This is a genomic window from Stenotrophomonas sp. LST15-1-1.1 (genome assembly GCF_040815575.1).
In the GTDB taxonomy this organism is placed as follows: Bacteria; Pseudomonadota; Gammaproteobacteria; order Xanthomonadales; family Xanthomonadaceae; genus Stenotrophomonas; species Stenotrophomonas lactitubi_B.
On the sequence record NZ_JBFPNJ010000023.1, the window covers coordinates 398360 to 413849 of the forward strand.

Annotated in this window: 11 protein-coding genes; 9 read left to right on the forward strand and 2 right to left on the reverse strand. The window is 66.9% G+C overall.

The window, feature by feature from the left end; translation table 11 throughout:
* Positions 1-48 precede the first annotated feature (48 nt).
* From pyk to MRBLST15_RS12105, 3 genes are all read left to right on the forward strand, one after another.
* Positions 49-1515 (forward strand): pyruvate kinase, encoded by a 1467-nt coding sequence (gene pyk, locus MRBLST15_RS12095; protein ID WP_025874257.1) that lies wholly within the window; start codon positions 49-51, stop codon positions 1513-1515.
* 198 nt (positions 1516-1713) lie between these two features.
* Positions 1714-2718: a class I fructose-bisphosphate aldolase gene (locus MRBLST15_RS12100; RefSeq protein WP_099820850.1), complete on the forward strand. Its 1005-nt coding sequence runs from the start codon at positions 1714-1716 to the stop codon at positions 2716-2718.
* A gap of 135 nt (positions 2719-2853) precedes the next feature.
* Positions 2854-3966 (forward strand): ABC transporter substrate-binding protein, encoded by a 1113-nt coding sequence (locus MRBLST15_RS12105; RefSeq protein ID WP_265955388.1) that lies wholly within the window; start codon positions 2854-2856, stop codon positions 3964-3966.
* Between the two features lie 77 nt (positions 3967-4043).
* Here the strand turns inward: MRBLST15_RS12105 and MRBLST15_RS12110 are convergent, their stop codons facing one another.
* Together MRBLST15_RS12110 and cysK are read right to left on the reverse strand one after the other, a co-directional pair.
* Positions 4044-4640: an O-acetyl-ADP-ribose deacetylase gene (locus MRBLST15_RS12110; protein WP_265955386.1), complete on the reverse strand. Its 597-nt coding sequence runs from the start codon at positions 4638-4640 to the stop codon at positions 4044-4046.
* Between the two features lie 321 nt (positions 4641-4961).
* Positions 4962-5921, reverse strand: a complete 960-nt coding sequence (gene cysK / locus MRBLST15_RS12115) for a cysteine synthase A (protein WP_099820853.1) — start codon at positions 5919-5921, stop codon at positions 4962-4964.
* Between the two features lie 207 nt (positions 5922-6128).
* Between cysK and MRBLST15_RS12120 the strand changes: the two genes are divergently transcribed.
* From MRBLST15_RS12120 to MRBLST15_RS12145, 6 genes are all read left to right on the forward strand, one after another.
* On the forward strand, positions 6129-7112 hold the full coding sequence (locus MRBLST15_RS12120) for a LysR family transcriptional regulator (RefSeq protein ID WP_265955384.1): 984 nt from the start codon (positions 6129-6131) through the stop codon (positions 7110-7112).
* A gap of 581 nt (positions 7113-7693) precedes the next feature.
* Entirely contained in the window at positions 7694-8146 is a 453-nt protein-coding gene (locus MRBLST15_RS12125; protein WP_414716135.1) for a DUF2946 family protein, read from the forward strand.
* Between the two features lie 72 nt (positions 8147-8218).
* A complete protein-coding gene (locus MRBLST15_RS12130; protein ID WP_367786008.1) occupies positions 8219-10282 on the forward strand; it encodes a TonB-dependent copper receptor in 2064 nt (687 codons plus the stop codon).
* A 317-nt stretch (positions 10283-10599) separates the two neighbouring features.
* A complete protein-coding gene (locus tag MRBLST15_RS12135; protein ID WP_367786009.1) occupies positions 10600-11706 on the forward strand; it encodes an efflux RND transporter periplasmic adaptor subunit in 1107 nt (368 codons plus the stop codon).
* A complete protein-coding gene (locus MRBLST15_RS12140) occupies positions 11703-14828 on the forward strand; it encodes an efflux RND transporter permease subunit (protein WP_100553416.1) in 3126 nt (1041 codons plus the stop codon). The genes MRBLST15_RS12135 and MRBLST15_RS12140 overlap by 4 nt, the downstream gene beginning before the upstream one ends.
* Entirely contained in the window at positions 14821-15360 is a 540-nt protein-coding gene (locus MRBLST15_RS12145; RefSeq protein ID WP_265951434.1) for a GNAT family N-acetyltransferase, read from the forward strand. The genes MRBLST15_RS12140 and MRBLST15_RS12145 overlap by 8 nt, the downstream gene beginning before the upstream one ends.
* The last annotated feature ends 130 nt before the right edge of the window (positions 15361-15490 follow it).

A 15490-nucleotide genomic window follows, 5' to 3' on the forward strand; every position in this document is an offset into this window, starting at 1 on the left:
TGAAGGATGTGCTAATTTCCGTCCTTTAACGGGAGAGGCCCATCCATCATGTTCGAGCGTCAGCGTCGCACCAAGATCCTTGCCACCCTCGGTCCGGCTACCGATCCGCCGGGCGTGCTGGAGGATCTGTTCCGCGCCGGCGTCAACGTGGTGCGCCTCAACTTCAGCCACGGTGACCCGTCGGGCCAGGCCAAGCGTGCCGCCGATGTGCGCGCCGCCGCGCAGCGTGTGGGCGTGGAAGTGGGCATCCTGGCCGACCTGCCGGGCCCGAAGATCCGCATCGAGCGCTTCGCCGAGGGCAAGGTGCATCTCAAGGCCGGCGACCGTTTCGACCTGATCGCCAGCACCGATGCCGGCCCCGGCGATGCCACCCAGGTGGGCGTGAGCTACCTCGGCCTGCCGCAGGACGTGACCGCCGGTGACGTGCTGCTGCTCGACGATGGCCTGATGCAGCTGCAGGTGGTGGAAGTGCAGGGCGAGCGCATCATCAACACCGTGCTCAATGACGGCCCGTTGTCCGATCGCAAGGGCCTGAACAAGCAGGGCGGTGGCCTGTCGCTGGGCGCGCTGACCGAGCGCGACAAGGAACTGATCGGCATCGTCGCCAAGATCGGCGTGGACTTCATTGCCGTGTCGTTCTGCCGCAATGCGCAGGACATGAACGATGCGCGCGAGATCGCCGAATCGCACGGCTGCTACGCCGCGCTGGTGTCCAAGATCGAGCGCACCGAAGCCATCGAGAACCTGGAAGAGATCGTCGACGCCAGCGACGTGGTGATGGTGGCGCGTGGTGACCTGGGCGTGGAAATCGGCGATGCCGAGCTGCCGGGCCTGCAGAAGAAGATCATCAAGGCCTCGCTGGCGCAGAACAAGGTGGTGATCACCGCCACGCAGATGCTGCAGTCGATGGTCGAAAGCCCGATTCCGACCCGCGCCGAAGTGCTGGACGTGGCTAACTCGGTCATCGACGGTACCGATGCGGTGATGCTGTCGGCCGAAACCGCCGCCGGTGCGTATCCGGTCAAGGCGGTCGAAGCGATGGCGCGCATCTGCCTGGGCGCCGAGCGCCAGTTCCAGACCGAGACCGACTTCGGCGCCTCGCCGCGCAACCTGGAACGTGCCGACCAGGCCATTGCCATGGCCACCATGTTCCTGTCCCAGCACGTGGGCGTGCGCGCGATCGTGGCGATGACCGAATCCGGTGGTACCGCCCGCTACCTGTCGCGCTTCCGTGCTTCGGCACCGGTGTTCGCGGTCACCCGCCACGACGGCGCACGCCGGCAGATGGCGCTGATGCGCGATGTGTTCCCGATCAACTTCGACAGCCGTGGCTTCACCCCGCGCGAAGCCGCACGCGGCAGCATCCGCCTGCTGGTGGAAGGCGGCATGCTGCAGGCCGGCGACCGCGTGGTGTTCACCAGCGGTGAGCACATGGAAACCCACGGCGCGACCAACACCCTGCGGCTGCTGGAAGTGGGCGACGACGGCCGCGCCAGCGGTCTCGGCGACCTGTAAGACGTATCGCGTCGGGTCGGAGCCGCTGCGCGGATCCGACCCGGGGGTCAGATCCCCGAAGGAGCTCTGACCCCAGGCCGTGCAGGACATTTCCTGTCCCGTGCGGACGTGGAATCGTTTCCACCCTGGCCTCCACGTCGAGGTAACGGGGTGGCGGGGCTATACTTACGTTTTTCCCGCACCCGCCACAGGAAGTACATGAGCATCGAACAGCTGGCTGAAACCGCCCAGGCCATGGTTGCCCCGGGCAAGGGCATCATCGCGATCGACGAATCCACCGGTACCATCGCCAAGCGCTTTGCCAGCGTCGGCATCGAGAACACCGAAGAGAACCGTCGCGCCTACCGCGAACTGCTGCTGACCACGCCGAAGCTCAACGAGCACATCTCCGGCGCCATCCTGTACGACGAGACCATCCGCCAGTCGACCAAGGACGGCGTGCCGTTCGCCAAGTACATGACCGACCACGGCATGATCCCGGGCATCAAGGTGGACAAGGGTGCGCACCCGCTGGCCGGCTGCCCGGGCGAGCTGGTCACCGAAGGCCTGGACGGCCTGCGCGAGCGCCTGCAGGAGTACTACAAGCTGGGCGCGCGCTTCGCCAAGTGGCGTGCGGTCATCAACATCGGCGAAAGCATTCCGTCGGGCACCTGCATCGAGTCCAACGCGCATGCGCTGGCCCGCTATGCCGCGCTGTGCCAGGAATGCGGCCTGGTGCCGATGGTCGAGCCGGAAGTGATCATGGACGGCGAGCACGACATCGAGACCTGCTACGAAGTCACCGAAGCCACCCTGCGCTCGCTGTTCGACGCGCTGTACCAGCAGAACGTGCTGCTGGAAGGCACCATCCTGAAGGCCTCGATGGTCATCTCCGGCAAGGGCTGTGATGAGCAGGCCGACGTCGAGGAAGTGGCCGAGTCGACCGTGATGTGCCTGAAGAGCACCGTGCCGGCGATCCTGCCGGGCGTGGTGTTCCTGTCCGGCGGCCAGAGCGATGAGCAGTCCACCGCCCACCTCAACGCCATGAACCAGATGGGCAACCTGCCGTGGCCGCTGAGCTTCTCCTATGGCCGTGCCATGCAGCAGGCGGCACTGAAGCTGTGGGGCAAGGACATGAAGGGCAACTACGCCGCCGCGCAGAAGACCGTCTACGAGCGTGCCAAGGAAAACGGCCAGGCCGCGCTGGGCAAGTGGAACGGCTGATCCGTCGTTTCGCAGCATGAACTGAACAAGGCAGCGCCGGCATCACGCCGGCGTTTGCTTTTGCCGGTATCGTTGCCGCCTCCCGCACGCCAGGCCAGTGCGTGGGGCATACATGGAAGGCCAAGGAGAAAAAACATGCGTATTACCGCAATCACGCTGGCCGTGGCCACCGTGCTGGCTGTCGGCGGCTGCAACCGGATGGGTGGCAGCACGGACGTGGGCAAGGCCCCCTCGCTGGAGTTCGACAAGCCGGTGTCCGGCGAAATCACCTCGCGCAGCGGCGTCAATTTCAATGATGGCAGCCACCATCAGCTGTACCAGCTGAAGCTGGAAGACAAGCAACTGGTCGGCATCAAGTTGACCGGCGCGCTGCGTGGCTCGATCGCCGTGTTCAACAATGGCGTCCTGGTGTCCAGCAGCAGCCCGGCCTATGAGCGCGGCAACGACGCTTCGCTGGCGTTCCGTGCCAATGGTGCTGGCAGCTACCAGGTGGCGATCAACGCCGACGGCCCCTCCGCCTTCGGCCCGTACCGCGTGCGCGCCGAGAAGCTGGTGCCGTATGACGGCAAGCCGATGGTGGGCGAAGGCGAGATCGGCGACCTGCTGGTCTCCAAGTCGCAGGATTACACCCTGCAGGTGGAAAAAGCGGGCATGTACGAGATCCGCCTGGAATCGGAAGCGTTCGACACCGTGCTGAAGCTGGACGGAAACGGCGCGCAGGCGGAGAACGACGATGATGGCGATGGCACCAATTCGCAGCTTCGCATGCCGCTGGAGCCGGGCAAGTACACCCTGCGCGTGCGCAGCCTCGGCGAAGACGCTACCGGCGCCTTCACGCTGACTGCCAAGCGCGCCGAGTTGCCGGCCAACATGGTCATGCGCGATGGCACCACCCTGCCGACATCCGGCAGCGTGTTCGCCATGCTTGATGGCGAAGGCCGCCGCCGCTTCCTGCTGAGTCTGCCGCGTCCGGCCAATGTGCGCCTGGATGCGGTGTCCAGCGAGGTGGATACGGTGCTGCGCGTGGTCGGCGGCGACGTGGAACTGGCCGATGACGATGGGGGCAATGGCACCAACGCGCGCCTGGAAGAATCGCTGCCGGCCGGCCACTACACCGTGGACGTGTCCAGCCTGAGCGACGAAGCGGGCATGGTGGAAGTGCGCGTGCAGGTCGACGGCGCTGCTGCCGCCGCTGCATCAGCTGCTGCTACGGCGGCGGCCGACGCTGCCGCAGAAGTGACGAACTGACGTTGTCGCGACGGATGTAAACGAAAAGGCCGGGCGTTGCCCGGCCTTTTTTTCTTTCACGTCCCGCATTGCCTGTTTCAATGCGCCGGCATGAATCCGGTATCGCCCAGTGGCGGCAGCAGCGACCCGCGCCCACTGTCGGCGACCTGACCTGCGGCCGTCAGCGCCTGCTGGTAGGCCTTGGCGGTCGCCGTATTGAACGCCACCAGCACGATCCGCATCGGCTGGGCGTGGCTGCGCTGCCAGGCCAGTGTTTCGGTCACCGCGATCTGCGCGGCCTGGTACAGCGGATAGCCATACACCCCGCAGCTGATGGCCGGGAACGCGATCGACTGCAGGTTCAGCGATTCGGCCAGCTGCAGCGACTTCCAGTAGCAGTTCGCCAGCAGTGCCGGCTCGTCGCGCTGGCCGTCGTGCCAGACCGGGCCGACGGTGTGCAGTACGTGCCGTGCCGGAAGCGCATAGGCATCGGTTGCGCGCACCTCACCGGTCGGGCAGCGCACACCGGGGCGCAGCTCCGGCAGACGCTCGCACTCGGCCAGCAGGCCGGGGCCGGCCGCACGATGGATCGCGCCGTCGACACCGCCGCCACCGAGCAGTGATTCATTGGCCGCGTTGACGATCGCATCCACCGCCAGGGCCGTGATGTCGCCCTGCCACACTTCGATCTTCATGCGTCCGTCTCCTGCCTGTAGTTGTTGCGCGCCATGCCCACGCTGGCTGCACCCGCATCTTGCGGGACAGGGCATCGATGCTGCGTCATGACCGTCTCACGCACTGCGATCTGCCCTGTTCATGCACGATGGCCGGCAGTGCCTTCACGCAGGCTGAAGCGAGCGCCGCACGCAGGCGGAACGAAAGTTCCTGAAGTGGATTGCTTCTGATTTCCTGGGAAAACGGTCCGCTTGCAACAGCAATGCCCAGTCAGGATTGCCCAAATGGAAACGCCCACCGCGAGGGTGGGCGTCGTCCTGCTGTCATCGACAACGCGGCGATCAGGGCAGACCGGCCAGCCAGTCGTCGTCGGAACCTTCATTGACGTCGGCGAACAGCGGCGTGGAGAAGTAGCGTTCACCGGTGTCCGGCAGCATCGCCAGGATCACCGCGCCCGGTTCAGCGCGATCTGCCACGTCCAAAGCGCTGGCCACGGTGGCACCGGCGGAGATGCCGACGAAGATGCCTTCCTCTGCCGCCAGCCGGCGGGCGGTGGCGATCGCGCGGTCATCTTCCACCGTCACCAGTTCGTCCACCACATTGCGGTTGAGCACATCGGGCACGAAGTCCGGGGTCCAGCCCTGGATCTTGTGCGGCTTCCAGTCGTCGCCCTTCAGCAATGCGGCACCTGCCGGTTCGGTGGCGATGATGCGGGTGTCGGGGCGGGCGACCTTCAGCACTTCGCCGACGCCCGTCAAGGTGCCGCCGGTCCCCCAGCCACTGACGAAATAGTCCAGCCGCTTGCCGGCGAAATCACGCAGGATCTCCGCGGCGGTGGTGTTGCGGTGGTAGGCCGGGTTGGCCGGGTTGGCGAACTGGCTGGCCAGGAACCAGCCGTGCTCCTCGGCCAGCTCGCGCGCCCTGCGCACCATGCCGCTGCCGCGCTCGGCGGCGGGGGTCAGGATGACCTTCGCACCGTAGGCGCGCATCAGCTTGCGGCGTTCCACAGAGAAGGTCTCGACCATCGTCGCCACGAACTTGTAACCGCGTGCAGCGGCCACCATCGCCAGGGCGACGCCGGTGTTGCCCGAGGTGGCTTCGACGATGGTGTCGCCCGGCTTGAGCAGGCCACGCTGTTCGGCATCGAGGATGATCGCCAGCGCCAGGCGATCCTTCACCGAGCCACCCGGGTTGAAGGATTCGACCTTGGCATACACGGTCACGCCCTGCGGCGCCAGTCGCTGCAGCTTGACGATAGGGGTGTTGCCGATGGTGTCGAGGATGGAGTCGTACAGGGCCATGGGAGCGCTCCAGGAACAGGCCGCGCCTTGTTGGGCGGGCGGAAGGAAAAGGGCTGGCTGTTCAGGCCAGCGGCTGCCGGCTGACCGTAGCGCCGGCATATGACGCCCGGAAATGACCAGATACCTTTCTTAAACAACCTTTGGTTATAAGCTGGTGACGGCAATTGACCCTAGAGTGGACCTCCGCCCCCACACCGCCCGCCTGCCATGACGCTGACCCAGCTGCGCTATCTGGTTGCCATCGCCGACGCCGAGCTGAACATCACGCTCGCCGCCTCGCGGGTGCATGCCACCCAGCCTGGCCTGTCCAAGCAGCTCAAGCAGCTGGAGGACGAACTGGGCTTCCTGCTGTTCGTACGCAAGGGGCGCAGTCTGGAGTCGGTCACGCCGGCCGGCACCGAAGTGATCAGCCGCGCCCGCGCAGTGCTGTCCGAAGCCAACAACATCCGCACCTACGCGGCCAACCAGCGCCGCGAGAGCCAGGGCCAGCTGATCCTGACCACCACCCACACCCAGGCGCGCTTCGTGCTGCCGCCGGCGGTGTCGCGCATCAAGCAGGCCTATCCACAGGTCAGCGTGCACCTGCAGCAGGCCGGTGAGGCCGATGCGCTGGACCGGCTGAACCAGGGCGATGCCGATATCGCGATCATCAGTACCGCCGGCAGTGAGCCCACCGATGGCATCGCCGTGCCGCTGTTCCGCTGGCGCCGGCTGGTGGTGGTGCCCAAGGGGCATCCGTTGGACCGCGCCGGCCGCGCACCGGACCTGGCGGCATTGTCACGCCAGCCGTTGATCAGCTACGAATCCTCGACCCGGCCCAACTCCTCGCTGCAGCGCGCCTTTGCCGCGCAGAACCTGGTGCCCGATCTGGCGCTGACGGCGCTGGATGCGGACCTGATCAAGACCTATGTGCGTACCGGTCTGGGGGTGGGGCTGCTGGCCGAGATGGCGATCAGCGCCAACGATGAAGACCTGCGGGTATGGCCGGCGCCGGCGCCGATCACCGAGTGCATCGCCTGGGCGGTGTTGCCGCGCGACCGGGTGCTGCGTGATTACGCGCTGGAGCTGGTGCATGTGCTGGCCCCGCAGATCGATCCGCGCGACCTGCGGCGGGTGCTGGATGGCAACCAGGCTGCGGCCTGGCCGGTGCCGCCGACCTGGGAATCGTTGACGCAGACGATCACAGTCTGAGGGTTGGTCGAGCAGGGCTGCGCCCTGCACCCGCCGAATCAACGGCAAAAGCCGAAGCAACAGCAACGGCAACGGCTAGCTTCCGTGGGGTGGCGGGGCGGTGTGGGCATGCAGGACACGCCGTAAACCCATCCCTGGGGGCTCGATGGCGCCATCCATGGCGCCAACGGTCCTGCCTGCCCACACCGCCCCGCCTCTGACAGATTCCGACGGCTGTTGGTAGGTGTCGACCTTGGTCGACACGGTAGATCCACGCCATGCGTAGATGAATCTCTTTCAGATATCGAAATCAATCTGACCCCAAGAGCCCTTCCAACAGATCGCGGAAATCTGTCGAAGGCGGGGCGGTGTCGGATTGCGGGGTGTCCGCGGCATGGATGCCGCGGCCAAGCCCCCATGGATGGGTTTACGGCGTCCCCGCAATCCGACACCGCCCTGCCATCCCACGGAATGCCAGCTTCTGCTGTTGCTCCGGCTCCGGCTCCGGCTGGTAGCGGGTGCAGGGCGCAGCCCTGCCGATACCCCTCTCCTGCGACGGTTCGTCGCACGGCCCTCCCGGGGGGCACCTCTACACTAGCGCGGTGATCCGTGCCTTCCGCCTGCATCGAACCCTGCTCCAGCTCGCCTTCATCGCGACGCTGCTGATGGTGCTCGCGCCGCTGGTCAGCCGCGCGCTGCAGGCGCCTCAGGGTCAGATCCCTTCACCACAGGGAAGGGCTCTGACCCCATCCACAACGCATGGCGGCATGGACCATGCCCACATGCATCACGGCGATATGACTGAGGGTCAGAGCCCTTTGCCGGGGCAAAGGGATCCGACCCCGCCCGCCGATCCGCACGCCATGCATGGCGAGGCCTGCGAGTACTGCGTGCTGGCCATGCGCCTGCTGCCGTGGCTGGCAGTGCTGGTGCTGCTGCTGCCACTGCTGTGGCGGCCGACGCTGGTGTTCCCGTGGTCACCACCGCGACTGCCGCTGCTGCATTGGCCCGCACATGCCGCGCGTGGCCCGCCGCTGGTCTCCAACGTCCGCTGATTTCCCTATCGAATCCGTCGCACGATGCCTGCAAGGGCGTCGTGCGCGCGTGCGTACCTTGGAGCTGTTCCCATGAAAATGACTTTCCCCGGCGCGGGCGCCCGTGCGCGCCTGCCGTTTGCGCTTGGTGTTGCCTTGACCGCCCCCTTCGCCCATGCCGCACCCGCTGAAGATGCGCGGACGCTGGATACGCTGGTGGTCACCGCCGCTGCACCGTCCTCGCCATTGCACTGGGTGACCGACCCACGCCTGCCGCGGCAGCCGGTGCCGGCCAGCGATGGCGCCGATTACCTGAAGACCGTTCCCGGCTTTTCCGCCATCCGCAACGGCGGCACCAACGGCGACCCGGTGCTGCGTGGCATGTTCGGTTCGCGGCTGAACATCCTCAGCAACGATGGCAATCTGATTGGTGCGTGTCCCTCGCGCATGGACAACCCGTTGTCCTATATCTCGCCGGAGAGCTTTGACCGGCTGACCATCATCAAGGGCCCGCAGAGCGTGCGTTGGGGCGCGGGTGCGTCTGCGGGCACCGTGCGTTTTGAGCGTGATACCCCGCGTTTCAACGAGCCCGGGCTGCGTGCCGATGCCAGCACGCTGGTCGGTTCGCGCAACCGCAATGACCAGGTGTTGGACCTCACCCTGGGCAATCCGATGGGCTATGTGCGCGCCAGCGGCAACCGCTCCGAAGCCGATGACTACAAGGACGGCAACGGTGATGTGGTTCCGTCGAAATGGCGCAAGTGGAATGGCGACGTAGCCGTTGGCTGGACGCCTGATGCGGATACCCTGCTTGAAGTATCCGCCGGTGCCGGCGATGCGATCGCGCGCTACGCCGGTCGCGGCATGGACGGTGCCGCGTTCGAGCGCACCAGCTACGCCGCGCGCTTCGAGAAGCGCAACCTGCCCGGGGCATGGGACACGCTGCAGGCCAACGTGTACTACAACGAAGCCGACCACGTGATGGACAACTACACGCTGCGCGAGCCGAACCCGCACAGCATGATGCCGATGTCGATGGCGTCGAACGTGGATCGCCGCACGCAGGGGGGGCGCATCAGCTCCGAATGGCGCTGGCAGGACGTGCAACTGGTGGCCGGCGTCGACGGCGAGGACAGCCGACATCGCGGCCGCATGGGCATGGGGCGCAACACTTACAAGCAAGCGGACTGGAACACCGACGCCAACTTCCGTCGCTACGGTGCGTTCACTGAACTGACCCTCGGCGCCGGCACCAACCAGCGCTGGATCAGCGGCCTGCGCCTCGATCGTGCCAGCGTGCGCGATGAGCGCGCCGACATCGGCGGCATGATGATGGCCATGCCCAATCCCACCGCCGGCCAGCGCCGCAGGGAATGGCTGGGCAGTGGTTTCCTGCGCTACGAACAGGATCTCGCCGACGGCCTGACCTGGTATGCCGGCCTTGGCCACAGCCAGCGCATGCCCGACTACTGGGAACTGTTCTCGCCCGATCATGGGCCGGCAGGTGCGGTGAACGCGTTCGCTGGCATCCAGCCCGAACGCACCACCCAGCTCGACGTCGGCCTGCAATACAAGGGCCCGCGCGTGCAGGCCTGGGTCGCCGCCTATGCGGGGCAGATCCAGGACTACATCCTGTTCACCTATCGCGGCAGCGGCATGATGGGCATGAGCCAGGCCGACAACGTGCAGGCGCGCATCGCCGGTGCCGAGGCCGGCGTGCAGCTGCAGCTCGACGCGCAGTGGAAGCTGGGTGGCACCCTGGCCTATGCCTGGGGCGAGAACCGCGACCAGCATCGCCCGTTGCCGCAGATGCCGCCGCTGGAAGCGCGCCTGAGTGCTGACTGGGAAGGCCAGCGCTGGAGTGCCGGCGCGCTGGTACGCGCGGTCACCCATCAGCATCGGGTCGCGGACGGGCAGGGCAACGTGGTGGCGCAGGACCTCGGGCCGAGCAGCGGCTTTGCCACGCTGGCGCTCAATGCGGCCTATCGTTTCAGTTCGCAGCTGCAGCTCAGCGCCGGTGTCGACAATCTGTTCGACCGCGCCTACAGCGAGCATCTGAATCTGGCCGGCAGCGCCGATTTCGGCTTCCCGGCCGATCCGGTGCGCATCAACGAGCCCGGCCGCAGCCTGTGGATGAAGGTGAACTACCGATACTGATCCGCCGGGCATGGCCCGGCGCTACCCATGCGCCGGGCAAAGAAGGCCTGCGTGGAAAGAAAACGGGGTCGGATCCCCGCCAGGTTCCGACCCCGCCCGGCGCCCTCGGCCGGGCCTCCCGACTCTACGACGGCGTCGCCGCTCATGGCGCACCGGGATACATCCCGACATACACCGACACCGTGCGGCAGACCCTTGCATGGAATGGGCGCACAGCGCTATCGCAGTACCCGTTCCACGCCGGTAAACGCTTGGCACATACCGCTTTTGCGGGGCCTTGCCTACACTCGGCGGCCGTGGATCGCTCAGGATTGTTCATGTTGGCTCGTATCGCTTCGACCCTGGCCCTTGGCCTCAGCCTGGCCGTGCTGGCCGGGTGCGCAGGCAAACAGGAGGCCGCCGCGCGTCGGCAGGGCGAAGCCGTGCCGGTCACCGCGCAGGTCGTGCAGGCGATGCAGTGGAACGACACGCTGCAGGCGCTGGGTACGGCCAAGGCGCGCGAGTCGATCAGCGTGACCGCCAAGGTGAGCGAGATCGTCGAGCGCGTGCATTTCGAAAGTGGCCAGCAGGTCGCCGCCGGTGCGCCCTTGGTGACCCTGCGCGGGCAGGCCCAGGAAGCCGCACTGGTGCAGGCGCAGGCGACCTTCCGCGAAGCCGACCAGTTGTACAAGCGCCAGCGCGAACTGGCGGCGCAGCGGTTGGTGTCCAGCGCGACCCTGGATACGCAGAAGTCGATCCGCGATGCCGCCGAAGCACGCGTGGCGCAGATGCAGTCGGACATCGGCGACCGCCGTGTGCGCGCGCCGTTCGCCGGCGTCCTCGGCATCCGCCAGATCAGCCCGGGCACGCTGCTGACGCCGACCACGGTGATCGCCACCCTCGACGACGTCGAGCGCATGCACATCGATTTCCAGGTGCCGGAAGTGGAGCTGGCCGCGCTGACCATCGGCGACAGGGTGCAGGCCACCAGCGTGGCCTGGCCGGGCCGCACCTTCGAAGGCGAGGTCAGCACCATCGATGCACGCATCGACCCGGCCACCCGCGCGGTGACCGTGCGGGCCGACTTCGCCAACAGCGACCATGCACTGCGTCCGGGCATGCTGCTCGACGTGCGCCTGTTCCATCCTGATCGACCCGCACTGGTGGTGCCGGAAATCGCCGTGGTGCAGGTCGGTCGCGATAGCTTCATGTACCGCATCAAGGCCGATGACACCGTCGAACGCGTGGACGTGGTCACCGGCGCGCGTCGCGCTGGCGTGGTCGAGATCAAGCAGGGCCTGCAGGCAGGCCAGCGCATCGTGGTGGACGGCACCGGCAAGCTGCGTGCAGGCCTGAAGGTGGCGGCCAGCGACGCCGCGCCCGCCAGTGGCGCGCAGCCGGCGACGGTGGAAGCACCGGTCGCTGCCGAGGGTCACGGCGGATGAAGCTGTCTGACATCTCCATCCAGCGGCCTGTGTTTGCCGTGGTGATGAGCCTGCTGTTGCTGGTGTTGGGCGTGATGTCCTTCACCCGCTTGACCCTGCGCGAACTGCCGGCCATCGACCCGCCGATCGTTTCGGTGTCGGTGGACTACACCGGCGCCTCGGCAGCGGTCATCGAAAGCCGGATCACCCAGGTGTTGGAAGACGCGCTGGCCGGCATCGAAGGCATCGATACGATCAACGCACGCAGCACCAACGGCCGTTCGCAGGTCAGCATCGAGTTCACCTCCAACCGGGACATCGAAGCGGCGGCCAACGACGTGCGCGATGCGGTCAGCCGCGTGGCCGACCGCATGCCCGAAGAGGCGCGGCCACCGGAGATCGCCAAGGTCGAGAGCGATGCCGATCCGATCATCTGGTTCAACATGGTGTCCTCGACCATGGATACGCTGGAACTGAGCGACTACGCCGACCGCTACGTGGTCGACCGCTTTTCCAGCCTCGATGGCGTGGCCCAGGTCCGCATCGGTGGCCGCCAGCGCTATGCGATGCGCATCTGGCTGGACCGTGACCAGCTGGCCGCACGCGGCCTGACCACCGGCGACATCGAAACCGCGCTGCGCAACGAGAACGTGGAGCTGCCGGCCGGCCGTATCGAATCCACCGACCGCGATTTCACCCTGCGCGTGGAGCGCAACTACATCAAGCCCGAAGACTTCGCGACCATCCCGCTGGGCAAGGGTAGTGACGGCTACGTGGTGCGCATGGGCGATGTGGCGAAGATCGAGCTGGCCTCGGCCGAGCGTCGCGCCTACTACCGCAGCAACGGCGAGCCCGGCATCGGCCTGGGCATCGTCAAGACCTCCACTGCCAACTCGCTGGACGTGGCGCGCACCGCGCGCGCCGAGGCCGAACGTGTTGCGCTGACCCTGCCCAAGGGCACGCAGATCTTCGTTGCCTTCGACAACACCACCTTCATCGAGGCCGCTGTCGACCGCGTGTACGCCACGCTGGTGGAGGCGATGATCCTGGTGCTGGCGGTGATCTGGCTGTTCCTCGGCAGTTTCCGCGCGGCGTTGATTCCCGCAGTGACGGTGCCGGTGTGCCTGGTGGCGGCGTTCATCGCGCTGTATGCGTTCGACTTCTCGATCAATCTGCTGACCCTGCTGGCGCTGGTGCTGTGCATCGGCCTGGTGGTGGATGACGCGATCGTGGTGGTGGAGAACGTGCAGCGCCGCATCGACCTCGGCGAACCGCCACTGGTAGCGTCCAAGCGCGGTACAGCACAGGTGGCGTTCGCGGTGATTGCCACCACCGCCGTACTGGTGGCGGTGTTCCTGCCGGTCGGTTTCCTGGAAGGCAACACCGGACGCCTGTTCCGTGAACTGGCGGTGGCCCTGGCCGCAGCGGTCGCGCTGTCCGCGTTCGTCGCGCTGACGCTGACTCCGATGATGGCCTCCAAGCTGCTCAAGCCGCATACCGGGCAGGCACCGCGCGGGCTGCACGGTTTCATCAACCGCAATCTGGAACGCCTGGCCGGCGCTTACGGTCGCGTGCTCGATCATCATGTGGATCGCACGTGGATCTATCTGCTGGTGATGGTCGCAGCGCTGGCGGCCAGCTGGCTGCTGATCAAAGTTCTGCCCTCGGAACTGGCCCCGGCCGAAGACCGTGGTTCGTTCCAGATCATGATCGATGGTCCGGAAGGCGCCGGCTACGACTACACCGTGCAGCAGGTGCAGCAGGTGGAAGCGCTGCTGGCACCGCATGTGGGCGCGGACAAGCCGATCGTGCGCGCCAATCCGCGCGTGCCCGGCGGCTTCGGCGCAAGCGAGGAAATGCACACCGGCCGCGTCAGCGTGTTCCTGCAGCCGTGGCGCCAGCGCAGCGAAGGCACGCCGGAGGTAGCCAACGAGCTGCAGAAGGAACTGGACACCATCCGTGGCGTGCGCGTGCGTACCCAGGTCGGTGGCGGCCTGGTGCGCAGTGGCGGGCAGCCGTTCCAGATCGTGCTGGGTGGCCCGGAATATGCCGAGATCGCGCAGTGGCGCGACCGCATCCTGCTGCGCATGGCCGACAACCCCGGCCTGGTCGGCCCTGACTCGGATTACAAGGAAACCCGTCCGCAGATGCGGGTGAACATCGACCGCCAGCGTGCGGCCGACCTCGGCGTGCCGGTCACCGCGATCGGTTCGGCGCTGGAAACGATGATGGGCTCGCGCCGCGTGACCACCTTCGTCGACAACGGCGAGGAGTACGACGTGCTGGTCCAGGCCGGCCGTGATGGCCGCGCCAGCCCGGCCGACCTCGCCGCGATCCGCGTGCGTGCGACCTCCGGCGAACTGGTGCCGTTGTCCAACCTGGTCACGCTGAGCGAAGTGGCTGAAGCGGGCACCTTGAACCGCTTCAACCGGCTGCGCTCGATCACCATCAGCGCCGGCCTGGCGCCTGGCTACCCGCTGGGCGAGGCCATCGCCTGGGCGCAGCAGGTGACCCGCGAAGAGCTGCCGCAGTATGCGCAGGTGAACTGGAAGGGCGAATCGCGCGAGTACCAGAGCGCGGGTGGCGCGGTGCTGCTGACCTTCGCCATGGCCCTGCTGGTGGTGTACCTGGTGCTGGCCGCACAGTTCGAGAGCTTCATCCACCCGCTGACGATCATGCTGACCGTGCCGCTGGGCGTGCTCGGTGCGCTGGTTGGCCTGTGGCTGAGTGGCGGCACGGTGAACCTGTTCAGCCAGATCGGCATCGTCATGCTGGTCGGCCTGGCGGCCAAGAACGGCATCCTGATCGTCGAATTCGCCAACCAGCTGCGCGACGACGGGCGAACCGTGCGCGAAGCGATCATCGAATCGGCGATGGTGCGCCTGCGTCCGATCCTGATGACCTCGATCGCCACCGTGGTCGGTGCCATCCCGCTGGTGGTGGCCGGTGGCCCGGGTTCGGCCAGCCGTGGCACCATCGGCATCGTGATCATCTTCGGCGTCACCCTGTCCACCTTCCTGTCGTTGTTCGTGGTGCCGGCGTTCTACGCGCGGCTGGCCCCGTATACCCGCTCGCCAGAGGCGGTGAAGCGCGAGCTGGAGAAGCAGGAGGCCGACTCGCCGTCGGTCGGTGGTCATGCCTGAGCCGGCGCGCATTCTGCAGGGCGAAGGCTTCCTCCTGCGGCCCTGGCGCAGCGATGACCTGGCGTCGCTGCTGCGCCACGCCAACGACGCGGACGTCTCGCGTGGGCTGCGTGACCGCTTCCCGTACCCGTACACCCGCGAGGATGGCGAAGCGTTCCTGGGCGGGCGCGTGCTGGCCCCCGGCACCTTGAACCTGGCCATCGAGATCGACGGCCAGGCCTGCGGCAGCGTGGGTGCCCAGCAAGGCGTCGCCGAGCGCGGGCATACCGCTGAACTGGGCTACTGGCTTGGCCAGGCCCATTGGGGGCGGGGCCTGATGACCGGTGTGGTCGGTCTGTTCGCGCCCTGGGTGATGGACGAGCTTGGCCTGTTCAGGCTGCAGGCCACGGTGGTCGACTTCAACCTGGGCTCGGCCCGGGTTCTGGAAAAGAACGGTTTCCAGGAAGAGGGCGTGGAGCGCTGCGCCGTCTACAAGCGCGGCGTCCTGCATGACCTGCGCCGCTTCGCCCGGGTGCGCACGCAGCTGCCCTGAACACGCGGGCTGGCCGCTGTAGAGCCGAGCCCATGCTCGGCTTGGGTCCCTGACGGCAGCCGAGCATGGGCTCGGCTCTACAAAACAGCGCTATCGCAGCGACCGTCGATCAGGGAGAATCGACCGGTCC

Excerpts from the sequence above, each read along its gene's own strand:
- MRBLST15_RS12100 (WP_099820850.1), top strand. The coding sequence starts at position 1,714 with ATGAGCATCGAACAGCTGGCTGAAACCGCCCAGGCCATGGTTGCCCCG.
- MRBLST15_RS12145 (WP_265951434.1), top strand. The coding sequence starts at position 14,821 with ATGCCTGAGCCGGCGCGCATTCTGCAGGGCGAAGGCTTCCTCCTGCGG.
- MRBLST15_RS12130 (WP_367786008.1), top strand. The coding sequence starts at position 8,219 with ATGAAAATGACTTTCCCCGGCGCGGGCGCCCGTGCGCGCCTGCCGTTT.
- MRBLST15_RS12135 (WP_367786009.1), top strand. The coding sequence starts at position 10,600 with ATGTTGGCTCGTATCGCTTCGACCCTGGCCCTTGGCCTCAGCCTGGCC.
- MRBLST15_RS12120 (WP_265955384.1), top strand. The coding sequence starts at position 6,129 with ATGACGCTGACCCAGCTGCGCTATCTGGTTGCCATCGCCGACGCCGAG.
- cysK (WP_099820853.1), bottom strand. The coding sequence starts at position 5,921 with ATGGCCCTGTACGACTCCATCCTCGACACCATCGGCAACACCCCTATC.
- MRBLST15_RS12140 (WP_100553416.1), top strand. The coding sequence starts at position 11,703 with ATGAAGCTGTCTGACATCTCCATCCAGCGGCCTGTGTTTGCCGTGGTG.
- MRBLST15_RS12105 (WP_265955388.1), top strand. The coding sequence starts at position 2,854 with ATGCGTATTACCGCAATCACGCTGGCCGTGGCCACCGTGCTGGCTGTC.
- MRBLST15_RS12110 (WP_265955386.1), bottom strand. The coding sequence starts at position 4,640 with ATGAAGATCGAAGTGTGGCAGGGCGACATCACGGCCCTGGCGGTGGAT.
- pyk (WP_025874257.1), top strand. The coding sequence starts at position 49 with ATGTTCGAGCGTCAGCGTCGCACCAAGATCCTTGCCACCCTCGGTCCG.